This is a genomic window from Streptomyces sp. NPDC054796 (genome assembly GCF_053611545.1).
In genome coordinates this window covers 1-21,259 of record NZ_JBSHAO010000090.1, presented here as the reverse complement: position 1 = coordinate 21,259, position 21,259 = coordinate 1, and the positions used below count along the sequence as shown (strand labels likewise).

Here is a 21,259-nt window from a genome sequence, read left to right as displayed (position 1 = left end):
GGACCGGCAACCCCATGCCGGTCCCCGCGCGCGGTTCTCTGTGCCTCGCCTCTTGCCTCTCCCCTTGCTGGGAGGACGCCCCGGGCCCGGGGACGGTTCCCGGCGTCGTACCGGAGCCCTCGGCTCTCCGGTGGCGGAGGCCGCCATTCGCGCTTAGCGTCGGTTCATGATTGAGCTGCACGGGCTGACGAAGCGCTACGGCGAGAAGACCGCCGTCGACGACCTCACCTTCCGCGTGCGGCCCGGCGTCGTCACCGGCTTCCTCGGCCCGAACGGGGCGGGCAAGTCGACGACCATGCGGATGATGCTGGGTCTGGACAACCCGACCGGCGGCGATGTCCGTATCGACGGCAAACGCTACGACCAGCTCCACGAGCCGCTGAACTACATCGGCGCCCTGCTGGAGGCGAAGGCGGTGCACGGCGGCCGTACCGCGTACAACCACCTCCTGTGCATGGCGCAGTCCAACGGCATCCCGAGACGGCGGATCGACGAGGTGCTCGACCTCGTCGGGCTGACCGGCGTCGCGAAGAAGCGCCCGAAGGGGTTCTCGCTGGGCATGGGCCAGCGGCTCGGCATCGCCGCCGCGCTGCTCGGCGACCCGAAGATCCTGATGTTCGACGAGCCCGTCAACGGCCTCGACCCCGAGGGCATCCACTGGATCCGCAACCTGATGAAACAGCTCGCCGACGAGGGGCGCACGGTCTTCGTCTCCTCGCACCTCATGAGCGAAATGGCGCTGACGGCCGACCACTTGGTGGTCATCGGCCAGGGAAAGCTGATGGCGGACACCTCGATGGCCGACTTCATCGCGGAGAACTCGCGCACGTACGTGCGCATCCGCACCCCGCAGCCCGAGGCGCTGCGCGACGCGCTCGGCGGCGAGGGGCTGACGCCCACGCCCGTGGCGGACGGCTCGCTGGAGGTGGAGGGCGCGGACGCGGCCCTGATCGGCGAACTCGCGGCGCGGCGGCAGGTCGTGCTGCACGAGCTGAGCCCGCAGCGGGCCTCGCTGGAGGAGGCGTTCATGCGGCTGACGGCGGAGTCGGTGGAGTACCACGCGCACACGACGTCTGATACGTCCGGTGCGGCTGACGCGTCCGGCGCCGCGCCACCCGGCGGCGGAGCCGCTGGAACGGGGTCCGGGGCCGGGGCCTGGGGCTCCGGCTGGAAGAAGGGGGACTGACCATGGCGAGCGTCTCGCGGGTTCTCCAGTCGGAGTGGACCAAGATCCGCTCCGTACGCTCCACGCTGTGGACGCTGGCGGCGGCGCTGGTGGTCACCATCGCGCTGTCCGCGCTGATCTGCGTGTTCACCCGGTCCGAGTTCGACGACATGCCGGTCAGGGACCGGATGACCTTCGACCCGACCTACACCAGCTTCGCGGGCATGGGCCTCGGCCAGCTCGCCATGATCGCCTTCGGGGTGCTCGTCGTCTCGGCCGAGTACAGCACGGGGATGATCAGGAGTTCGCTGGCCGCCGTGCCGCAGCGGGGCACCTTCCTGTGGTGCAAGGTGCTCGTCGCTGGGCTGCTGGTGCTGGTGGTCGGGATGGTCACCAGCTTCCTGACGTTCTTCATCGGGCAGGCGCTGCTCGGCGACCACGGCGCCTCGCTCGGCGACACGGGCGTGCTGCGCGCGGTGTTCGGCGGCGGGCTCTACATGGCGCTGATCGCGCTCTTCGCGATGGGCGCCACCTTCGTGCTGCGCAGCCCGATGCTGGCGTTCGGCATCCTGATGCCGTTCTTCTTCCTGATCTCCAACATCCTGGGCGGGGTGAGCGCGACGAAGAAGGTCGCGCAGTACCTGCCCGACCAGGCGGGCACCACCGTCATGTCCGTCGTCCCGGAGACGCTGGACCGCCCGTACGGGCCCTGGGCCGGGCTGCTGATCATGGTCGCGTGGACCGTCGTGGCCCTCGTGGCGGGCTTCCTCGTCCTGAAAAAGCGGGACGCGTGACGCCTCGTGTGACGTGAGTGACGCGGACCATGGAACCAATACGGGCCCTCGTCCGGTCCTAGGCCGTGTCGGGGGGCGAAACCAGCCCCGAACTGCGTCCAGGGGCGAGCAATGATCGAGGCGTACGGCCTGACGAAGCGCTACGGCGCCAAGACGGCCGTCTACAACCTGTCCTTCCAGGTACGGCCCGGGACCGTGACCGGTTTTCTGGGCCCGAACGGTTCCGGGAAATCCACGACGATGCGGATGATCCTGGGCCTGGACACCCCCACGGAGGGCACGGTCACGATCGGCGGCCACCGGTTCAGGGGGCTGCCCAACGCCCCGCGCCAGGTCGGTGCCCTGCTGGACGCCAAGGCGGTGCACGGCGGCCGTTCCGCGCGCAACCACCTGCTGTCCCTGGCCCAGCTCTCGGGCATCCCGGCGCGCCGGGTGGACGAGGTGCTGGGCGTGGTCGGGCTGCACGAGGTGGCCAAGAAGCGCTCCAAGGGCTTCTCGCTCGGCATGGGCCAGCGGCTGGGCATCGCCGCCGCGCTGCTCGGCGACCCGCAGGTGCTGCTCTTCGACGAGCCCGTCAACGGCCTCGACCCCGAGGGCATCCTGTGGGTGCGCAACCTGATGAAGGGGCTCGCGAGCGAGGGCCGTACCGTCTTCGTCTCCTCGCACCTCATGAGCGAGATGGCGCAGACAGCCGAGCATCTGATCGTGATCGGGCGCGGCCAGCTCATGGCGGACACCTCGGTGAAGGAATTCATCGCGCAGAACTCCGTGGGCTTCGCGCGCGTACGGACGCCCGACGGCGAGCCCGAGCAGCGCGAGAAGCTGACGTCGGCGGTGCACGAGGCCGGTGGCCACGCGCAGCCCGAGGAGGACGGCGCGATCCGCGTGACGGGGCTCGCGCTGCCGCACATCAGCGAGCTGGCGCACGGGGCCGACGTACGGCTGTGGGAGCTGTCGCCGCACCAGGCTTCGCTGGAGGAGGCGTACATGCGGATGACGCAGGGCTCCGTCGACTACCGCTCGACGACCGACCAGCGCGCGGGCTTCCAGCAGCCGATGCCGCCCGGCCCCGTGCAGCCGGGGCAGATACCGCCAGGTCAGCCCTTCCCAGGCCAGATGCCGCCCGGTGCCCAGGCCGCGCCGGGGAACTGGGGCCCGCCGCCCCAGGCGATGCCGCCCCAGCCCGGCCCGTACGGCCACCCCGCACAGCCCGGCCCGCTCGACCCCGAGGACGCCCGATGACGACGCCGCACCCCCACAACCCGGCGCCCGCACCCCACCAGGCACCGCCGCAACACCAGGCACCCGTACCGCAGCAGGTGCCGCCGCAACACCAGCAGCAGGCGCAACAGCAGCAGGCGCCCGGACCCGGCTACGCCGCGCCCGCCCCGTACGGCAAGACCCACCTCGGCCACGCCATCGTCTCGGAGTGGACGAAGATCCGTTCCGTGCGCTCGACGGTGTGGACGCTCGGCGTCATGTTCGTCCTGGTCGTCGGGATCGGGTTCCTCACCGCGCTCGGCCTGAGCGGCTCCGATTTCACGGGGATGCCGCTGCTCTCCGGCGGCCTGTTCGGGCTGATGCTCGGGCAGATCTGCGTCATCACGCTCGGGGTGCTGGTGATCACCTCCGAGTACGGCACCGGCATGATCCGTACGACCCTCACGGCCTCCCCGCAGCGCGGCCGTGTACTCACGGCGAAGGCCGTGGTCTTCTTCGTACTGGCCTTCGTGATGACGACGGTGGCCTGCACCGTCACCGCGCTGATCAACTCCGTACTGCTGTCGGGACAGGACGTCTCCGGCTTCGAGCGCGACGCCGAGGCCATGGGCATCCTCATCGAGAACGGCCGGGTCGTGGCCGACGGCAGCCAGTGGCTGGGCGCGACCGTCGGCGCGGGGCTGTACGTCGCACTGCTGGGCCTGCTGTCGCTGGCCGTGGGCGCGCTGCTGCGGCACTCGGCGGGGGCCATCACCACGATGATGGCCGTGGTCCTGCTGCCGCTGGTGATGGCGCTCTTCATGGTGGGCGAGGCGCTTCAGGACGTGCGCGAGATCCTGCTGGAGTACTCGCCACTGAACGGGCTGGCGTCCCTCTACCGCATCCCCATGAGCGACGACCAGACCGCGACCGGCTGGCCGCTCCTGGGCGTGCTGGCGATCGCGACGGCCGTCGTGCTGGCCGCGGCGTACGCGCTGCTGGAGAAGCGCGACGTGTGACCGGCCCCAGGTCCCAGGTCCGGTCCCGGGCTCCGGATCCGGGGCCGAGGGCCCGGGGTCAGTAGCGAGGGGCCTGACGAGACCGCTGGAGCCGTGCGCTCCGGCGGTCTCGCGCGTTCCAGCACGCCTTGTGCCAGTGCCGCCTGTCGTCTCCGTCGCCCGTCCTGGGCCAGGCCACGACGTGCGGTACCCCCGGCGGGATCTCCTGGTCGCAGCCGGGGCAGCGGTAGTGCTTGGCCGCCGCGCTGCCGCTGATGTGGCGCACGGACCAGTCCTCGCCGCGCCAGTCCTCCGTACGCTCCAGGCCGTACCGCTCCCCCGCCTCGTCGTCGCCGTCCCGCCGTCCGGCGCCGGAGGAGAACTTGGCAGCACCGCCGCGCGGGCGGTTGCGACGCGGGGACACAGGGCACCTCGGAAGGTCGGAGTCGTGGGGGCTGTCGGCGCCGCCGCCGTGAGCCCTCGCGCGGACGCGGACTCCGGGGCCGTACCGCTTCCAGGGTACGCATCCGCACGTCGGACGCCCGCGTCAGCGCCCACGACGGGCCCGGTCCGCCACCCCGTCGGGCCGCTGTTGCCGGGCCGGACGGCCGGGCCCGTTTCCGTTCATCGGAAAAACCGCTCACCGCACCGTGCCCTTGGCACCTGCCAGACGTTAATGCCTATAGGGGAGCACTGGGTCGGTCGTTCAAGGAGGGGGAGAGAAATGCGAGTTGGAGCTTTCGTGCTGGCCGCGCAGTTCCCGGGCCAGGGCCAGGGCGAGGCCCTGCACCGCGCGGTGCGGACAACCGAGGTCGCGGAGGCGGCGGGGCTGGACGCGGTCTGGCTGGCCGAGCACCACTTCGTGCCGTACGGCGTGTGCCCGTCGGCGACGACGCTCGCCGCGCTGCTGCTGGGGCGCACCCGGCGCATCGGTGTGGGCACCGCCGTCAGCGTGCTGCCGAACCACCATCCGGTCGCGCTCGCCGAGCAGACCGCGCTGCTGCACCTCACCACGGGGGGCCGTTTCACCCTCGGCGTCGGGCGCGGTGGCCCATGGGTGGATCTGGAGGTCTTCGGGGGCGGGCTCGACGCGTTCGAGCACGGCTTCCCCGAGGCCCTGGACCTGACGCTGCGCTGGCTGCGGGAGCCCCGCGTCGGCGCGGACGGCGAGCGCTACACGTTCCGTGAGGTCGATGTCGTGCCGCGGGCCGACGAGCCGGTCGGGCGCGGCGCTGGAGGGCCGGTCGGCTCGGGTTCCGGCTCCGCCTACGGCGCGGGCACGGACCCGAGCACGGGCGCGGGCGCGGAGGACCCGGGCGAGGGCCCGCCCGTCGTCGTCGCCTGCACCTCACCCGGCACGGTCAGGCTCGCGGCGGAGCGCGGCCTGCCCATGCTGCTGGGGATGCACTGCGGCGACGAGGAGAAGGCGGAGATCGTCGCCCTGTGGCGGCGCGAGGCCGAGGCGGCGGGCCACAGCGCGGAGACGGTCGCCGCCGTCGGCGCACGGCATGTCTCCGCCGGCGTGGCCCAGGTCGAGGACACCCGCGAGGAGGCCACCGAGACACTGCTCAAGGCGATGCCCGGCTGGCTCCGCGAAGGGCTCGGCGCACACCGGACCGTGGACGGGAGGCAGCGCGCCATGCGCGATCCCGTCGCCTATACGGAACTGCTGTGCGGGCTGCATCCCGTCGGCACGCCGAGGCTGTGCGCCGACAGGCTCGCGGCCACGGCGGAACGGACCGGAATCAGTCGTTTCGCGCTGCTCGTGGAGGGAAGCGGCGATCTCGCGGCGACGGAGCGCAATGTCGCGCGGCTCGGTGAGGACGTGCTTTCCCGGCTCACCTGACCACCGACCGCCGCTCCCCCAGGTTGGGGACGGGGAGCGACCGGCGTCGACGGGACCGCGTCCCGCGGGATCCGCGGGGAGGGGTGCGGTCCGTCGGCGTCAGCCGGCGTCGCCCGTCGCGACGGCGCTCAGCAGTCGCGCAGCAGCGGCGACTGGTTGAGGAGCTGTCCGCGGATGGATGTGAAGCGTGCCAGCCTGTCGTCCGCCGAGGCGTCGGTCGGGAAGACCGCGACCCGGTGGCAGTTCTGGAAGGCGAGCCGGACGCCGAAGTGCCGCTCCAGCGCGCCGCGTATCGCGTCGCTGGCCATGGCGCGCAGAAGCTGACCGCGCGCCTGCTCGTCCGGAGGCGGGGTCTGGTTGTCGGCGAACTCGCCTCCGTCCACCTTGAGCTGAGCCACAAGTGAGCTGACCATCTCCCACGCGAACGGCAGGGAGGAGCGGACGCAGTCGACGAAAGCCGCTTCGTCGACCTCGCCTCGTTCGGCCTGCTCAAGTAGGGCCGGTGAGACGTCGAGCGACATGGGTTCTCCTCTCGCGACCCCGTCGGACGGGGTCTTCGGACGGGAACAGAGGACCCCGCCGCGCCGCGTAGTCGCACGACCCCGGACGGCGACGCCCCTGTCAGTTCACGGTAAGGGGCGGAGAGTGACCGCACCATGCGAATGGACATACATCCGGCCACTCCCTCCTGATGCCGCCGGAGCGCAGGGGGCGAATCGCGCGCCGAGGGCCCGGTCCAGTAGCGTGGCCGACCATGCGTCTCGTCATCGCCCGGTGCTCCGTCGACTACGCCGGCAGGCTCACCGCACACCTCCCCTCGGCGCCCCGGCTCATCCTCGTGAAGGCCGACGGCTCGGTCTCCATCCACGCGGACGACCGCGCCTACAAGCCGCTCAACTGGATGTCCCCGCCCTGCACTCTGAAGGAGGGCGACGACTCCAAGTGGACCGTGGAGAACAAGGCGGGCGAGAAGCTCATCATCACCATGGAGGAAGTCCTGCACGACTCCTCGCACGAACTGGGCGTCGATCCAGGGCTCATCAAGGACGGTGTGGAAGCGCACCTCCAGGAGCTGCTGGCCGACCGTATGGAGACCCTGGGCGAGGGCTACACGCTGATCCGCCGCGAGTACCAGACGGCGATCGGCCCGGTGGACATCCTGGGCCGTGACGCGCAGGGCGCCACCGTCGCCGTGGAGATCAAGCGCAGGGGCGAGATCGACGGCGTCGAGCAGCTCACCCGCTATCTCGACCTCCTGAACCGCGATCCGCATCTGGCCCCGGTCAAGGGCGTCTTCGCGGCCCAGGAGATCAAGCCGCAGGCGCGCGTGCTGGCCACGGACCGCGGCATCGACTGCGTCGTCCTCGACTACAACGCGCTGCGCGGCATCGAGGACGACAAGCTCCGCCTCTTCTGACTCCTCTGATCCGGCTCCGTCCGCCGGCTCTTCCACCCCTGTCCCCCGGCTCCCGGCCCTCCCACGGCCGGGAGCCTTCGCGTGTACGGGGCGGAGTGCGAGGCGGGGCGGGGCGGGGCGGGAACGCACGAAGTCGTACGGAGCCGTACGGAGCCGTACGTCATCGCGCGGCCCATAAGGGCTCGTTCGCGTGCCTCCGCGTGCGGCGAGCCGCTCAGGGACCGGCCGGCCGGTCCGGGGGGCGGCGCGTGGAGCGGTGCGTCACACCGTCGGCGAACCCGTGCCGCTCGCGCTGCCCGAGGTGCCGGTGGCGGTGCTGGTCGGGGAGGAGCTGCCGGAGGTGCCGCCGTCGGTCGAGCCGCCCGTGGTGGTGCCGCCGTCGGTGGTCCCGCCGTCCGTCGAACCGCCGTCGGTGCTGCCACCGTCCGTCGAACCACCGTCCGTGGTCCCGCCGTCCGTCGAACCGCCGTCGGTGCCGCCGCCGTCCGTCGAACCACCGTCCGTGCTGCCGCCGTCCGTCGTGCCGCCACTCGTGCCGCCGCCCGAGGAACCGCCCGTCGAGGAGCTGCCGCCGGAACCCGAACCGCCGCCGGAGCCCCCGCCGTCGCCGGAGCCACCCGTGTCGTCCGAGCCGTCGTCCGAGGAGGACTCGCTGTCGCTCGGCTTCGAGGTGTCCTCATCCGGCGAGGAGCTGCCCGGGCCGTCGGAGGCGGAGGGGGCGCCACTGGTCGGTCCCGGCTCCTGGGGCCTGTCGGCCGAGCCCGTTTCGGTGCCGGCGTCTTCGGTGCCGGGGCGGTCGGCCGTCAGTTCGTCGTCCTCGTCCTGCTGGGAGGTGGACTGCTCGGGCTTCACCTTGTCGGCGGGCGGGTCCTCGCCGCCGGAGACGCCGGCCAGCGTGACGACGGTGCCCAGCACGGCCGCGAGCAGGGCGCCCGTGCCCGCCGCGACGACGTTCCTCCGGGTGCCGGTCGCCAGGAGGCCGCGCCACCCGGTGCGACGCTTGCCGCCCGTTCCGGTGCCGGTGCCGTGCGCGCCCGTCGAAGCGAGCGTCAGCGGCTCGTCCGTGGCCGGGCCGTGCGCGGCGGCCCTGGTGACCAGGGTCTCGACGCTGTCGTCGTGCGCCCTGCCCTCGCCGTACGCCGCGTGCTCCCCGTACGCCGCGACCGGCTCAGCACCCACAGGGGCGCCCCCGGGCGGCGACGCGGACTCCTCGCCCGCCGCCGCGGGGAAGAAGCCACCGCTCTGCGCCTGCGAGAGCCCCGACGGGGCCGGATTCCGCCCCTCCGCGAGCCCCTGCGCGAAACCCGCGCCCCCCACGCCCCCGGCCAGCCGGTCCGAGACGAGCGCCAGCGCGCGGCGTCCCGCGACCGTGCCCCGCTGGTCCGCGAGGATGCCGCGCAGACCGATGGAAGCCTCCAGCTCGGCGCGGGCCCGCTCGGGGTTGTCGGCGCAGAGCGCGAGAACGCCCAGTTCGTGGTGGAAATACGCCTCTTCCGCGACCTCGCCCACCGTGCGCGCGGCCTCCTGGCCGCCGCGCAGCATCCGCTCCCACGCGCTCCAGCGCAGCGCGGCGGCGAGCACGGGCGCGGCCGTGCGGGCCAGCAGCACGGCCGCGTTCGGGTGGCCGCCGCGCCCGGCGCACTGGACGGCGGCGAGCACCGCGTCCGACTCTGCGCCGACGCGTTCGGAGCTGACGGAGGGGTGGCCCGCCCACCAGGCGTAGTGCTGTGCGGCGGCCTGGGCGCGGGTGCTCGCGTCCTCCGCGTAGCCGGCGGCCGTCAGTTCGTCTGCCGTGCCGCCCGGCAGCCGGTAGTGCCCGCCAGCCGCCGTGACCAGCCCGGCCGCGGCCAGCTCAGCGACGGCGTGGTCCGCCTGCGGATCGCCGACGAGCGCCGGCAGGTGGGTGTGGTGCGGGAGTTCGCCGTCCAGCGCGACGGCGAAGCGCAGCGCGGAGCGCGCCGCGTCCGAGAGCCCTTCGGCGACGAGCGGCACCAGCCCGGCGACGGGCCCCGTCACCTGCGGCGGGACGCCGCCCCCGCTCGCGCTCTCGGCAGCCGCGTCGCGCACCGATCCCGGCAGGCTGATCCGGCGCCGCACCCGCTGCCGCAGCAGCGCGCCCGCCTGGACGAAGCGCAGGGGCAGACCGTCCGTCTCGAACCACAGATCGGCCGCCCAGTCCGCCTCCTCGTCCGTGAGGGGGCGCAGCGCGGCGCGCTCCAGCAGTTCGAGTGCGCCGGTGCGGCTGAGCCCCGTCAGCCGGACCTCCTCGACATGGGCCTCGGCCGAGGGCGCCGCCACATCGGGGGTGGCGGAGAAGAGGAAGGCGCATTCGGGGGTGACGGCGAGGACCTCGTCCAGGGCCGCTCCGCCGAACTCCAGATCGTCGAGGACGACGACGGCGCCGACCCCCTCCAGCGCCTCCGCGACCTCTTCCCGCGCCGGGCGGTGCAGGGGCGCCTCGTGCACAGTGGCGAACAGCTCGTACAGCACGTCGTCCGGGGTGCGGCGATAGCCGCTGAGGCGCACCACTCCGTCGGGCGCGAGTGCGGCGACGTCCTCGGCGACCACGTCCAGCAGCGTGCTGCGGCCCGCGCCCGAGGGTCCTGTGAGCCGTACGGAGCGGCCTCGCGCGAGCAGTCTCCCCAGCCGCTCGCGCTCCTCCTCGCGGTCCACCACGGGTATGTCATCGGGCGGCGCTGCCGGGGTGCCGCCGATGGGGGCGGCGGCGCGGCCCTGGTCCGGGCGCTCGTCGACGGCCAGTTTGCGCGGTCGTCCGGGAAGTTCGCCGGGCGGGCAGGGCTCGATCTCGCTGCCGTCGACGGGGTTGACGGTCAGCAGATACTGGGCCGCGACGAGTTGCACCGTCCGGGCGAGGCCGCCGCTCCCGCGCTCGTTCTCGTGCCGGCCGCCGTGCGGCTCACCACCGAGCGGCGCACCGCCGTGCGGCTCACCACCGTGCTGCTCGCTGTCGTGCTGGACCATGGTCAATGCCCCCAGATGCCGTGACGTGGGCGGCACGCGCCAACCCTTCCGCACCGACGAGCAGACACCGCCCCCGGCCCAGTATCGCCGAGCGCCGAGTGCGGTGCCCGCCGCCGGAGGTCACGGCTTCGTGAGGATTTGGGCCTCGGAGACCGGAGAAGCCGAGGCTCCGGCTCCGCCCGGCACCGCTTCGGCGCCCTCGATGGCGAGGATGCGGTGCAGTCTGGTGGCCACCAGCAGGCGCTGCATCTGCGGCGGCACGTCCCGCAGCACGAGCCGTCTGCCGCAGCGCCCGGCGCGGCGGTGTGCGCCCATGATGACTCCCAGGCCGGTGGCGTCCCAGGAATCCAGCTCGGCGAGGTCCAGCACGAGATCGCCCTGACCGGAGTCGACGGCGCCGTGCAGGACCGTACGGGCGTCCGCCGCGCTGCGGACGTCGAGGCGACCCCCGACGGCCAGCTCGGCGTGGTCGCCCCTGATGTGCATATCCGCTCCCCGGAAGTATGGCTGTGCGCGTGCACCTTTGCGTCTGAATGTCTCACCACAACTGACTGCCAATGAGGCAGCGAAGTTGCCGTCCGTACTCGAACCGATACGGATTTCACCCCTGCGGGCGAGGCCGTACCGGACGCGTCCCCCGTTGTCGCCGGTTTCAGTGCTCGTAGAAGCCCCGACCGCTCTTACGGCCGATATCGCCCGCGTCGACCATCCGGCGCATCAGCTCCGGCGGCGCGAACTTCTCGTCCTGCGACTCGGTGTAGATGTTCTCCGTGGCGTGCAGCAGGATGTCGACGCCCGTGAGGTCGGCGGTCGCCAGGGGCCCCATCGCGTGGCCGAAGCCGAGGCGGCACGCCGTGTCGATGTCCTCGGCGCTGGCGACGCCCGACTCGTACAGCTTCGCCGCCTCGACGACCAGGGCCGAGATGAGGCGGGTGGTGACGAAGCCCGCGACGTCGCGGTTGACGACGACGCAGGTCTTGCCGACCGACTCGGCGAACTCGCGCGCGGCGGCGAGGGTTTCGTCGCTCGTCTTGTGGCCCCGCACGAGTTCGCACAGCGCCATCATCGGCACCGGCGAGAAGAAGTGGGCACCCACCACGCGCTCGGGGCGGCTGGTCGCCGCCGCGATCTTCGTGATGGGGATGGCGGAGGTGTTGGAGGCGAGGATCGTCTCGTCCTTCACCAGTCCGTCAAGCGCGGCGAAGATCTCCCGCTTGATCTCGATCTTCTCAAACGCCGCTTCCACGACGACGTCCGCGTCCGCCGCGGCGTCGAGGTCCGTCGTCGTGGTGATGCGGGCGAGCGCCGCCTCGGCGTCCTCGGCCGCCAGCTTCCCCTTGCTCACGAACTTCTCGTACGAGGCGCGGATGCCGTCCGTACCGCGCGTCAGCGCCTCGCCGGTCACATCGCGGAGTACCACGTCCCAGCCTGCCTGGGCCGAGACCTGTGCGATACCGGAGCCCATGAGTCCGGCTCCGATGACGGCGAGCTTCTTCGCCACGACACCCACCCTGCTTCTGAGTCTTCTGAGACTTCCGACGTTCTCTGAAACTGTTCGTTGCGACGTTCCGTGCGGCATTCCGGCGTTCCGGCGATTCGGCTTTCCCGCGTGCCCGTCGCCGCCGCGCCCGTCCGTCGTACGGCGGCATACGGCTGCGTACGGCGGCATACACCTGCTCGCCGACGGTCCCGCACTGCCTGGACGACCGCTATTGATGCGGACACTAGCGGCTCACAGCGCGTCACGGGGAGCCAAGAGACGCGTGTCACGTCTCACATGGCGGACATCACATCGGGCGGAACCGCGCGCCGAGAGGCCCTGGCACGGGGGCGGGTGACGGTGCCTCAGTCCATGGCGGCGGGGCGTGTCGCGTGCCGGGGCGGTGCGTGCGGACGCGTGTGGACGCGCGCGGCACCGGGGCGCGCGCGGCGCTGCGGATAGGCTCGGAGCATGGTTAACCTCACCCGGATCTACACCCGTACCGGCGACAAGGGCACCACCGCGCTCGGCGACATGAGCCGGACCGCGAAGACCGACGCGCGGATCTCGGCGTACGCGGACGCGAACGAGGCGAACGCGGCCATCGGCGTCGCGCTGGCCCTCGGGAACCTGGACGAGGAGCTGCGGCCCGTGCTGACGCGGGTGCAGAACGACCTCTTCGACGTCGGGGCCGATCTGTCGACGCCGGTCGTCGAGAATCCGGAGTTCCCGCCGCTGCGCGTCGAGCAGAGCTACGTGGACAAGCTGGAGGCGGACTGCGACCGCTTCAACGAGAAGCTGGAGAAGCTGCGCAGCTTCATCCTCCCGGGCGGGACGCCGGGCGCCGCGCTGCTGCACCAGGCGTGCACGGTCGTACGCCGCGCCGAGCGCTCCACGTGGGCGGCCATGGAGGAGCACGGCGAGACCATGAACCCGCTCACGGCCACCTATCTGAACCGGCTCTCGGACCTGCTGTTCATCCTCGCGCGCACGGCGAACGTGGCGGAGGGCGACGTGCTGTGGGTGCCCGGCGGCGAGCGCTGAGGCGACGGGCCCCACGGGGCCCGCGTCCCACGCGATCTCCCTCCCCACACCCCGCCCCACATTCGCGGGCAGACCGTGATCCGTGACCAGGCGTGCCGCGCCCGAATAGCGGGCAATCGCGGGCACTTGGTTTGGGCCAAGTCACACCGAGCATGCGTTGGGCGCCAACTACCCCCCGATACACAGGAGTTGGAGTCCCATGAACGGCAGCACCATGCCCGGAGCCCCCCGCAGAGCACCGCGAGGCACCGTCCGAAGCCCCCACAGCCGCCGCAGCAGGGCCAGGACCCGCACCGTTCTCGGCACCGCGGGCGCGGCGGTGGCCCTGCTCGCGGGCGCCATGACCGTGCCCTCCGCACAGGCCGCGCAAGCGGCGCAGCCCGAGGGGGGCGCGGACACCACGGCGCCGCGGCACTGCGCGCTGGAAACGCGGACCGGCGCGGAGAAGTGCTTCAGCACCTTCACCGAGGCGGTCGAGACGGCCTCGGGCGGACGCATCGACGACGCGCCGGCGTCCGCCCGTAAGGCGGCGAAGGACAGCGGCTTCCAGGCCGAGGCCAAGAGCCTGGGCGCGAACCGTACGGCCGCGGCCGAGGGCGACATCATCCAGGGGACGTTCTTCGACGATCCCCAGTTCGGCGGCGACTCGCTCACCGTCTACGGAGAGGCACTCTGCGAGAAGGACGGCTGGGTCGACTTCCAGCACGACCTCGAAGACGGGTGGAAGAACCGCATCTCGTCCGTGCAGCCGTGGGGCGACTGCTGGATCTGGCTCTACCCGGAGCCGAATCTCGGCGGCGACAGGGACGGCCCGTTCAAGGAGAACACCGGCGACATCGGCTCTCTCATGAACGACCGCACCCAGTCCATCGGGTTCAGCTGACGCCCCAACACACACGCACACCCCTCAGCGCCCCCCACACAACACTCCCCCCCACATAGCTGATGGAGAGATCATGAACCGTCGTATACGGCTCTCGGTTCTTTTCGCCGCGCTCGTGACAGCGGGCTCGACGGCCCTCGCGCCGACCGTCGCACAGGCCGAGGAGCAGCCCACCACCCGCGAACTGCTCGACAAGTGCGACAACGGCACCGACTCGTGCGTCTTCCACCCCGACGGGGCCCCGCAGGACTCCATGGGCGAGGCGCACCAGGTCGGCGACGCCGCCTACAACTGCACCTCCGACCTCCAGCGCTCGACCGTCGGCTGGTCGGACACGACCGGCGAGTCCAACAGTGTCGGCGTCTCCCTGAGCGCCGAGTACGGCTTCGCCGAGGTCTTCAAGGTCAGCATCGAGACCAACTACAACCACACATGGGAGAGCTCGCACACCGAGAGCGCCCAGACGAACATCGACGTACGGCCCGGCGAGATGGGCTGGGTGACGCGCGAGGCACAGATGCAGCGCGTGACCGGCACCTACGAACTGCACTTCCCTGACCGCTTCTACGGGCACTACATCTGGTACGTGCCCTTCGACGCGACGGGCCCCAAGCCCGACGCGCCCAGCACGAAGACGCAGCACACGCGCCCGATGACGGACCAGGAGAAGTCGGAGCACTGCGGCTGAGGTCCCGCCACCGCGAGGGCCCCGCCGCCGCACGCGGCCGGTCACGCGGGCACCCGTCCCCCGCTCAGGGTGCCCGCTTCCCCCGGGCCGGCCGCGCCCACGCCCGGCCCCGTGTGCTCCACCGTCGCGCACGGGGCCGGGCTCCGCCTCCGGCGTGCGGGCAGGCGGGTACGGGCCCGGTTCAGCGGCGCACCGGCTCGGTCCGCTCCGGGCTCTTCGGGTGCGACGGGTGCGACGGGTGCTCCGGGCTCTGGGAATGCTTGGGGCGCTTCGGCCAGACCGTGTAGCTCAGGGCGATGATCACGCTGATCGCGGTCACGAAGCCCATGCGGCCCTGCCAGTTGCGCAGCGACTCGGTCTGGCCCGCGTCGCCCACGTACCAGATCGCCAGTTGGAGCAGCGCCGCCGCGATGGCCGCGGCCCCGACCGCGCGAGCCGTCATCTTCCACTCGTGCAGCGCCCGCGCCATCCCGTAGCGCGGCGGCTTGGCCGGGCGCGGGCCACCGGCGAAGCGGTGCGCGAAGTGGCCGTCGGCCCACTTGATCATGTAGTGGCCGTGGGTGGCGGTGAAACCGACGTAGACGGCGGCCAGGCCGTGTTTCCAGTCCGGCTCCCCGCCGTTGCGCAGGTCGATCACGGTCACGATCAGCAGCACCACTTCCAGCAGCGGCTCGCACATCAGCACGACGGCCCCGGCGCGAGGCATGCGGGCCAGGTAGCGCAGCGCGAGGCCACCGGCCAGCAGCACCCAGAAGGCGACCTCGCAGGCGACGATCAGCGTGACGATCACGGTGGGTCCCTCCTTCTCGGATCGGCCTCCAGCGTCTCCCGTCGCACCCGTCCGGCACGTCCTCACCGGCGCCGATTCCCCGGCCCGCGTACTGCATCCTTCGATGTAGTGCGCGGCGGTCCTTCCGTACCGTGTGGCGACGTCGGCGCTGCGGCCCGCGTGCTGTGATGGACCCATGCCGCTCGCCCGCCTCCGGCCCCACCGCCACGACGCGCTCATCGCGCTCGCCGGGCTCGCGGGCGGCCTGGCCCTGTGGCTCCTCGGCCTCTACAGCAACCAGGAGACGGGGCGCGCGCACGGCGCGCTGGTGCTCGTCCCGCTCGGCGCGATGTGCCTGGCCGTGCTGGGGCGCAGGACGGCGCAGCCCTGGGCGCTGCTGCTCGGGGTGGCGGCGATGGCGGGCGACGCGGTCACGGGTTCGCTGCTGGCGACGGCGGTGCTGTTCACGGACGTCGTGTACGCGGCTGTGCTGTACGGGCGGCCCTCGCTCGCACGCGCCGTGATGCCCGCGAGCGTGCTGGTCACCGTCGCCGTCACGCTGGGCACGCTGGCCGCCTTCCGCAGGCCGGAGGCGCTGCTGCTCGGGGTCGTCTGCGGCCTGGTCACGATCGGGCCGGCCTGTACGGGCACGGTCATCCGGGACCACCGCAACGCCGCGGCTGCCGAGCGCCTGCGGGCCGAACAGACCGCGCTGCTGGCCGAGATGGACCGCACGCAGGCGGTCGTGGCGGAGCGTGCCCGGATGGCGCGCGAGCTGCACGACGTCGTCGCCAACCACCTGTCGGCCATCGCCATCCACTCCACGGCCGCGCTCTCCCAGGAGCGCGAGGACCCCGCGCTCACCCGTGACGCGCTCGGTGTGATCCGCGAGAACAGCGTGCGCGGGCTGGCCGAGATGCGGCGCCTGATCGGGCTGCTGCGCGACGCGGGCGCGGATTCCGGTCCCGCCGTCTCGCCCACGCTCGACGGGCTCGACGCGCTGCTCGACCGCGCCCGCGACACGGCCGACGAGGGCTTCCGCTTCACCCTGCGCGACGCGCGCGGGGCGGGGCCGCTGCCCGCGCCCGTGGGTCTCGCCGCGTACCGCGTGGTGCAGGAGGCCGTGACGAACGCGCTCAAGCACGCCTCGCCGGGCCCGGTGACCGTGCGGCTCGACCACGAGCCGCCGGGGCCCCTGACCGTCGAGGTGACCAGCCCGTTCGACGGCCGGGGCGGCCCCGGGCCCCGGGCCCCCGGCTCGGGCGCGGGGCTGATCGGGATGCGGGAGCGGGTGGAGCTGCTGGGCGGCACGCTGTCGGCGGGGCCGGAGACGGGCCCGGAGACGGGGGCGGAGGCCGGGCGCGGGCCGGGAGCCGACGGTGCGAAGGTGTGGACCGTACGGGCGGTGCTGCCCGTGGAGGGGCGGGAGGGGTGAACGGCATGGCGTCCGCGAGGGAGTCCGGGGCCGGCGCACCGGCGGTACGGGTGCTCGTCGCCGAGGACCAGGGCGCCGTGCGCGCGGGACTCGTGCTGATCCTGCGCGGCGCGGCGGGCATCGAGGTGGTCGGCGAGGCGGCCGACGGCGAGGAAGCGGTGCGGCTGGCCCGCGAACTGCGCCCCGACCTCGTGCTGATGGACATCCAGATGCCCCGGCTCGACGGCGTCTCGGCCACCCGCGCGGTGACCTCCGAGGGGCTCGCGGACGTGCTGGTGCTGACCACCTTCGACCTCGACGAGTACGTCTTCGGGGCGCTGCGCGCCGGGGCCGCGGGCTTTCTGCTCAAGGACAGCGAGGCGGCAACGGTGGTCGAGGCCGTGCGGACGGTGGCGCGCGGCGAGGGCATGATCGCCCCGGCCGTGACCCGTCGGCTGATCGCGGAGTTCGCGCGTCCCGGAGGAGCCCGTTCCGGCATGCGGCCACCGCCCGGATTCGACGAGCTGACCCGGCGGGAGCGGGAGGTGCTGGGCGCGCTGGGCGCCGGGATGCCGAACGCGGAGATCGCGGAGCGCCTGGACATGGCGGAGGCGACGGTGAAGACCCACGTCAGCAGGCTGCTGGCGAAGCTGGAGCTGCGCAGCCGCACCCAGGCGGCCGTGCTGGCCCAGGAACTGGGCGTACCCGGCCCGTCGGAGTCCGGCCCGCCCGAGTCCGGCCCGCCCGAGTCCGGTCCGTCGGATCCCGGTCCGTCGGACGGTTCTCCGTCGGCGCGTGAGCGGTGAGTATCGGCCGCATCGCGCTCCGATAGGTCCAGACCTATTGACCAGTGGTACAGACCACCATACTCTCCGGCTCACTGCGATGAGCGTGGCCCCACACGTGCTCAAGGCGGCGCAGGTCCATGTCCCGACCCCCACGGGCCCCCAGCCCGGCGGACCTAGCTCTGAGGAGCACCCTTGAGATCTGGAACCGCACCACGCACACGACTGACAGAGAGACTCGGACGGATAAGGCGGCGGGCGGCCGTCTTCGCCGTCACCCTCGCGCTCCCCCTCGGCGCCCTCGTCGGCACCGCGTCCCCCGCGCAGGCCGCCGAGTCCGCCACGGCCACGTACACCAAGGGCTCCGACTGGGGCACCGGCTTCGAGGGCAAGTGGACGGTGAAGAACACCGGCACCACCACCCTCTCCGCCTGGACCGTCGAGTGGGACTTCCCCTCCGGGACCAAGGTGACCTCGGCCTGGGACGCCACCGTCTCCAACAGCGGCGACCACTGGACCGCCAAGAACGTGGGCTGGAACGGCACCCTCGCCCCCGGCGCCTCCGTCTCCTTCGGCTTCAACGGCAGCGGCTCGGGCAACCCCGCCAACTGCAAGCTCAACGGCGGCTCCTGCGACGGCGGGACCAACCCGGGCGACGCGCCCCCGTCGGCCCCCGGCACCCCCGCGGCCTCCGACATCACCGACACCTCCGTGAAGCTCAGCTGGAGCGCGGCCACCGACGACAAGGGCGTCAAGAACTACGACGTCCTGCGCGACGGCACGAAGATCACCACGGTCACCGGCACCTCGTACACCGACACGGGGCTGACCAAGGGCACCGACTACGCGTACACCGTCAAGGCCCGCGACACCGCCGACCAGACCGGCCTCTCCAGCGGCGTGCGCCAGGTCCGCACCACGGGCGGTGACACGGACCCGCCCGTCGGCGACACGGTCAAGCTGGGCTACTTCACCAACTGGGGCGTCTACGGGCGCAACTACCACGTGAAGAACCTGGACACCTCCGGCTCGGCCTCCAAGATCACCCACATCAACTACGCCTTCGGCAACGTCCAGGGCGGCAAGTGCACCATCGGCGACGCCTACGCGGACTACGACAAGGCGTACACCGCCGACCAGAGCGTCGACGGCAAGGCCGACACCTGGGACCAGCCGCTGCGCGGCAACTTCAACCAGCTCCGCAAGCTCAAGGCCAAGTACCCGCACATCAAGATCCTGTGGTCCTTCGGCGGCTGGACCTGGTCCGGCGGCTTCACCGACGCCGTCAAGAACCCGGCCGCCTTCGCCGAGTCCTGCTACAACCTCGTCGAGGACCCGCGCTGGGCCGACGTCTTCGACGGCATCGACCTGGACTGGGAGTACCCCAACGCCTGCGGCCTCACCTGCGACTCGTCCGGCCCCAACGCCTTCACCGCGATGATGAAGGCCATGCGCGACAAGTTCGGCAGCAAGAACCTGGTCACCGCCGCCATCACGGCCGACGGCTCCGACGGCGGCAAGATCGACAAGACGGACTACGCGGGCGCCTCGCAGTACGCCGACTGGTACAACGTCATGACCTACGACTTCTTCGGCGCCTGGGACGCGAAGGGCCCCACGGCCCCGCACTCCCCGCTGAAGTCGTACGACGGCATCCCCCAGCAGGGCTTCAACAGCGACGCCGCCCTCTCCAAGCTCAAGGCCAAGGGCGTCGCCGCGAAGAAGCTGCTGCTCGGGATCGGCTTCTACGGGCGCGGCTGGACCGGCGTCACCCAGTCGGCACCGGGCGGCACCGCGACGGGCGCGGCACCCGGCACCTATGAGGCGGGCATCGAGGACTACAAGGTCCTCAAGTCCAAGTGCCCCGCCAACGGCACGGTCGCGGGCACCGCGTACGCGCACTGCGGCAACCAGTGGTGGAGCTACGACACTCCCGCGACCATCGGCGGCAAGATGTCCTACGCCAAGCAGCAGGGCCTGGGCGGCGCCTTCTTCTGGGAGTTCAGCGGCGACACGTCGAACGGCGAGCTGGTGAGCGCCATCGACAGCGGCCTGAAGTAGGCACATAGCGGCCACGCGCCACCCCGCCCCGTGAACAGCCGGGGAGACGGATCCGCCTTCCGTCTCCCCGGCGCCATGCTGTCCCGGCCACCCCCGCCGCAGGCGCACTTGTCCGTGTACGGAGAATTGACTTCGCGACGGCACACGGACGCCGCGCTACGAGCGAAGGGGAGGCGGCAGCCGTGGGTGGCGTGGTCACGGGGTTCGCGGTCATCGCGAGCATCATCGGCACCGGGTACGTTCTCGGACGCTACGACCTGCTGGGCCCCGGCGGCAGAGAGGTCCTCACCAAGCTCGCCTTCCATGTGGCGTCCCCTGCGCTGCTCTTCCACACCCTCGCGGGCGCCGACCTCTCGGTGCTGGTCTCCGCTCCCCTGCTCATCACGGCACTGAGCACCTTCGCCGTCGCCGGGGTCTACGTCGCGGTCGGCGCCGTACGCCGCTGGCCCCTGGGCCACACCACGATCGGCGCGCTGTGCGCGAGCTACGTCAACGCGGGGAACCTCGGCATCCCCGTCGCCGCCTACGTCCTGGGCGACGCGTCGCTCGTCGCGCCCGTGCTGCTCTTCCAGCAGCTCATCGTGACCCCCGTCGCGCTGGCCGTGCTCGACGTCGGCTCCCCGTCCGAGCGCAGAAGTGTGCTGAGCCGGATCACCAGCCCGTTCCGCAACCCCGTGGTCATCGGCTCGCTGTCGGGCGTCGCTGTGGCCGCCTCGGGGCTGACCGTGCCGGGGCCCGTCATGGAGCCGTTCCATCTGGTGGGCGCGATGTCCGTGCCCGCCGTGCTGCTGGCGTTCGGCATATCGCTGCGCGGCAGCCCCCTCCCGGCACGCGGCGCGGACCGGGGGCCCGTGCTGCTGTCGGTGGCGCTGAAGGCCGTCGGCCAGCCCGTCGTCGCGTGGGCACTGGGCTCGGCCGTCTTCGGGCTGACGGGCATCGCCCTGTTCACGGTGGTGGTGACCTCGGCGCTGCCGTCGGCGCAGAACCTGTTCACCTACGCTTCGCGCTACGGGGTGGGCACGCGGCTGGCCCGCGAGTCGATACTGCTCTCGACGCTGCTGGCGGTGCCCACGCTGCTCACCGTCGCGGCGCTGCTGGGCTGAACCACCCGCGAACCGGGGGCGCCGGTCTCAGGCCACGTTCACGCGCTGCCCCGGAGGCGCCGCCTCCAGCCACGCCAGGAAGCCGGTGAGCGCGTCCTCGCTCATCGCCAGCTCCACCCGCGTGCCCCGCAGGGAACAGGCGAGGATCAGCGCGTCGGACAGCAGCGCCAGCTCCTCCTCGCCCTGGGGATGGCGGCGCTCCAGCACCTCGATGCCGTCGCGCTCCAGCATGCGGCGCGGTCTCGGCGCGTACGAGAACACCCGGAACCACTCGATACGGTCGCCGTTGTAGCGGGCGACTCCGTAGGCCCAGCCCTTGCCCTTGGGCTCGGCCCCGCCCTCCTCGGGCGACGCGGGCGCCTCCCAGCGCAGGTTGCAGTCGAAGGTGCCGCCGGACCGCTGGATCAGCCGGCGCCGCACTCCGAAGGCGAACAGCCCCACCAGCGCCAGCAGGAGGGCCGCGCCGCACAGCAGCAGAGCGAGGACCATCTTCACCGACCTCCTCGCTGTCTCTCGTCACGTGCGTACCGTACGTACCGCGCGTTCCACGGGCCAAGAAGATCTTGTGGATCTCCGACCCGCGCCTGTATGGGTTCAGCCGCGGGCTGCTCCGGAGGTGGTCTCCGGAGC

At 72.3% G+C, this 21,259-nt stretch carries 20 protein-coding genes; 13 read left to right on the top strand and 7 right to left on the bottom strand.

All coding sequences use genetic code 11. The features are described 5' to 3' along the window. The first annotated feature begins 166 nt into the window (after positions 1–166). From ACWGJ2_RS38095 to ACWGJ2_RS38080, 4 genes are all read left to right on the top strand, one after another. Positions 167–1,186: an ABC transporter ATP-binding protein gene (locus ACWGJ2_RS38095; protein ID WP_453350972.1), complete on the top strand. Its 1,020-nt coding sequence runs from the start codon at positions 167–169 to the stop codon at positions 1,184–1,186. A gap of 2 nt (positions 1,187–1,188) precedes the next feature. Continuing rightward, positions 1,189–1,959, top strand: a complete 771-nt coding sequence (locus tag ACWGJ2_RS38090) for an ABC transporter permease subunit (protein WP_453350971.1) — start codon at positions 1,189–1,191, stop codon at positions 1,957–1,959. A 111-nt stretch (positions 1,960–2,070) separates the two neighbouring features. After that, a complete protein-coding gene (locus tag ACWGJ2_RS38085) occupies positions 2,071–3,201 on the top strand; it encodes an ABC transporter ATP-binding protein (RefSeq protein ID WP_453350970.1) in 1,131 nt (376 codons plus the stop codon). Further along, complete coding sequence (locus ACWGJ2_RS38080; protein WP_453350969.1) at positions 3,198–4,178, top strand: ABC transporter permease subunit; 981 nt, start codon at positions 3,198–3,200, stop codon at positions 4,176–4,178. Before ACWGJ2_RS38085 ends, ACWGJ2_RS38080 begins: the two co-directional genes overlap by 4 nt. Positions 4,179–4,236: 58 nt before the next feature. Here ACWGJ2_RS38080 and ACWGJ2_RS38075 read toward each other — a convergent pair whose 3' ends face one another. Further along, positions 4,237–4,581: an ATP/GTP-binding protein gene (locus ACWGJ2_RS38075; protein WP_453350968.1), complete on the bottom strand. Its 345-nt coding sequence runs from the start codon at positions 4,579–4,581 to the stop codon at positions 4,237–4,239. A 300-nt stretch (positions 4,582–4,881) separates the two neighbouring features. Between ACWGJ2_RS38075 and ACWGJ2_RS38070 the strand changes: the two genes are divergently transcribed. Continuing rightward, a complete protein-coding gene (locus tag ACWGJ2_RS38070) occupies positions 4,882–6,003 on the top strand; it encodes an LLM class flavin-dependent oxidoreductase (RefSeq protein ID WP_453350967.1) in 1,122 nt (373 codons plus the stop codon). Positions 6,004–6,131: 128 nt separating this feature from the next. Here the strand turns inward: ACWGJ2_RS38070 and ACWGJ2_RS38065 are convergent, their stop codons facing one another. Next, the gene (locus ACWGJ2_RS38065; protein ID WP_453350966.1) at positions 6,132–6,524 is read right to left on the bottom strand and encodes an SCO5389 family protein; all 393 of its coding nucleotides are present in this window, start codon (positions 6,522–6,524) and stop codon (positions 6,132–6,134) included. Between the two features lie 233 nt (positions 6,525–6,757). On the opposite strand from ACWGJ2_RS38065, the gene nucS reads away from it, so the two are divergent. After that, positions 6,758–7,420, top strand: coding sequence for an endonuclease NucS (gene nucS, locus ACWGJ2_RS38060; protein ID WP_453350965.1), 663 nt, complete (start codon positions 6,758–6,760; stop codon positions 7,418–7,420). 261 nt (positions 7,421–7,681) lie between these two features. Here the strand turns inward: nucS and ACWGJ2_RS38055 are convergent, their stop codons facing one another. The 3 genes from ACWGJ2_RS38055 to ACWGJ2_RS38045 all read right to left on the bottom strand — a co-directional run bounded on the left by ACWGJ2_RS38055 (position 7,682) and on the right by ACWGJ2_RS38045 (position 11,903). After that, positions 7,682–10,402, bottom strand: a complete 2,721-nt coding sequence (locus tag ACWGJ2_RS38055; RefSeq protein WP_453350964.1) for an ATP-binding protein — start codon at positions 10,400–10,402, stop codon at positions 7,682–7,684. Positions 10,403–10,522: 120 nt separating this feature from the next. Next, the gene (locus ACWGJ2_RS38050) at positions 10,523–10,888 is read right to left on the bottom strand and encodes an STAS domain-containing protein (protein ID WP_453350963.1); all 366 of its coding nucleotides are present in this window, start codon (positions 10,886–10,888) and stop codon (positions 10,523–10,525) included. A 166-nt stretch (positions 10,889–11,054) separates the two neighbouring features. Then, positions 11,055–11,903 (bottom strand): 3-hydroxyacyl-CoA dehydrogenase family protein, encoded by an 849-nt coding sequence (locus ACWGJ2_RS38045; protein ID WP_453350962.1) that lies wholly within the window; start codon positions 11,901–11,903, stop codon positions 11,055–11,057. Between the two features lie 450 nt (positions 11,904–12,353). On the opposite strand from ACWGJ2_RS38045, the gene ACWGJ2_RS38040 reads away from it, so the two are divergent. The 3 genes from ACWGJ2_RS38040 to ACWGJ2_RS38030 all read left to right on the top strand — a co-directional run bounded on the left by ACWGJ2_RS38040 (position 12,354) and on the right by ACWGJ2_RS38030 (position 14,497). After that, positions 12,354–12,926, top strand: a complete 573-nt coding sequence (locus ACWGJ2_RS38040) for a cob(I)yrinic acid a,c-diamide adenosyltransferase (RefSeq protein ID WP_453350961.1) — start codon at positions 12,354–12,356, stop codon at positions 12,924–12,926. Between the two features lie 199 nt (positions 12,927–13,125). Further along, positions 13,126–13,809: a hypothetical protein gene (locus ACWGJ2_RS38035; RefSeq protein ID WP_453350960.1), complete on the top strand. Its 684-nt coding sequence runs from the start codon at positions 13,126–13,128 to the stop codon at positions 13,807–13,809. Positions 13,810–13,882: 73 nt separating this feature from the next. Then, positions 13,883–14,497, top strand: coding sequence for a hypothetical protein (locus ACWGJ2_RS38030; RefSeq protein ID WP_453350959.1), 615 nt, complete (start codon positions 13,883–13,885; stop codon positions 14,495–14,497). A 181-nt stretch (positions 14,498–14,678) separates the two neighbouring features. Here ACWGJ2_RS38030 and ACWGJ2_RS38025 read toward each other — a convergent pair whose 3' ends face one another. Beyond that, positions 14,679–15,287, bottom strand: a complete 609-nt coding sequence (locus ACWGJ2_RS38025; protein WP_453350958.1) for a hypothetical protein — start codon at positions 15,285–15,287, stop codon at positions 14,679–14,681. A gap of 175 nt (positions 15,288–15,462) precedes the next feature. On the opposite strand from ACWGJ2_RS38025, the gene ACWGJ2_RS38020 reads away from it, so the two are divergent. The 4 genes from ACWGJ2_RS38020 to ACWGJ2_RS38005 all read left to right on the top strand — a co-directional run bounded on the left by ACWGJ2_RS38020 (position 15,463) and on the right by ACWGJ2_RS38005 (position 20,629). Then, complete coding sequence (locus tag ACWGJ2_RS38020) at positions 15,463–16,701, top strand: sensor histidine kinase (protein WP_453350957.1); 1,239 nt, start codon at positions 15,463–15,465, stop codon at positions 16,699–16,701. Positions 16,702–16,706: 5 nt separating this feature from the next. Then, a complete protein-coding gene (locus ACWGJ2_RS38015) occupies positions 16,707–17,486 on the top strand; it encodes a response regulator (RefSeq protein ID WP_453350956.1) in 780 nt (259 codons plus the stop codon). 174 nt (positions 17,487–17,660) lie between these two features. Then, on the top strand, positions 17,661–19,526 hold the full coding sequence (locus ACWGJ2_RS38010; RefSeq protein ID WP_453350955.1) for a glycosyl hydrolase family 18 protein: 1,866 nt from the start codon (positions 17,661–17,663) through the stop codon (positions 19,524–19,526). A gap of 182 nt (positions 19,527–19,708) precedes the next feature. Next, positions 19,709–20,629, top strand: coding sequence for an AEC family transporter (locus ACWGJ2_RS38005; RefSeq protein WP_453350954.1), 921 nt, complete (start codon positions 19,709–19,711; stop codon positions 20,627–20,629). Between the two features lie 27 nt (positions 20,630–20,656). On the opposite strand, the gene ACWGJ2_RS38000 is transcribed toward ACWGJ2_RS38005, so the two are convergent. Continuing rightward, the gene (locus tag ACWGJ2_RS38000; protein WP_453350953.1) at positions 20,657–21,118 is read right to left on the bottom strand and encodes a DUF2550 domain-containing protein; all 462 of its coding nucleotides are present in this window, start codon (positions 21,116–21,118) and stop codon (positions 20,657–20,659) included. Positions 21,119–21,259: the final 141 nt, after the last annotated feature.

Bases quoted from the DNA above. Each gene is read 5' to 3' on its own strand.
- ACWGJ2_RS38095 (WP_453350972.1), top strand. From the start codon at position 167: ATGATTGAGCTGCACGGGCTGACGAAGCGCTACGGCGAGAAGACCGCC.
- ACWGJ2_RS38090 (WP_453350971.1), top strand. From the start codon at position 1,189: ATGGCGAGCGTCTCGCGGGTTCTCCAGTCGGAGTGGACCAAGATCCGC.
- ACWGJ2_RS38085 (WP_453350970.1), top strand. From the start codon at position 2,071: ATGATCGAGGCGTACGGCCTGACGAAGCGCTACGGCGCCAAGACGGCC.
- ACWGJ2_RS38080 (WP_453350969.1), top strand. From the start codon at position 3,198: ATGACGACGCCGCACCCCCACAACCCGGCGCCCGCACCCCACCAGGCA.
- ACWGJ2_RS38070 (WP_453350967.1), top strand. From the start codon at position 4,882: ATGCGAGTTGGAGCTTTCGTGCTGGCCGCGCAGTTCCCGGGCCAGGGC.
- ACWGJ2_RS38065 (WP_453350966.1), bottom strand. From the start codon at position 6,524: ATGTCGCTCGACGTCTCACCGGCCCTACTTGAGCAGGCCGAACGAGGC.
- nucS (WP_453350965.1), top strand. From the start codon at position 6,758: ATGCGTCTCGTCATCGCCCGGTGCTCCGTCGACTACGCCGGCAGGCTC.
- ACWGJ2_RS38055 (WP_453350964.1), bottom strand. From the start codon at position 10,402: ATGGTCCAGCACGACAGCGAGCAGCACGGTGGTGAGCCGCACGGCGGT.
- ACWGJ2_RS38050 (WP_453350963.1), bottom strand. From the start codon at position 10,888: ATGCACATCAGGGGCGACCACGCCGAGCTGGCCGTCGGGGGTCGCCTC.
- ACWGJ2_RS38040 (WP_453350961.1), top strand. From the start codon at position 12,354: ATGGTTAACCTCACCCGGATCTACACCCGTACCGGCGACAAGGGCACC.
- ACWGJ2_RS38035 (WP_453350960.1), top strand. From the start codon at position 13,126: ATGAACGGCAGCACCATGCCCGGAGCCCCCCGCAGAGCACCGCGAGGC.
- ACWGJ2_RS38030 (WP_453350959.1), top strand. From the start codon at position 13,883: ATGAACCGTCGTATACGGCTCTCGGTTCTTTTCGCCGCGCTCGTGACA.
- ACWGJ2_RS38020 (WP_453350957.1), top strand. From the start codon at position 15,463: ATGCCGCTCGCCCGCCTCCGGCCCCACCGCCACGACGCGCTCATCGCG.
- ACWGJ2_RS38015 (WP_453350956.1), top strand. From the start codon at position 16,707: ATGGCGTCCGCGAGGGAGTCCGGGGCCGGCGCACCGGCGGTACGGGTG.
- ACWGJ2_RS38000 (WP_453350953.1), bottom strand. From the start codon at position 21,118: ATGGTCCTCGCTCTGCTGCTGTGCGGCGCGGCCCTCCTGCTGGCGCTG.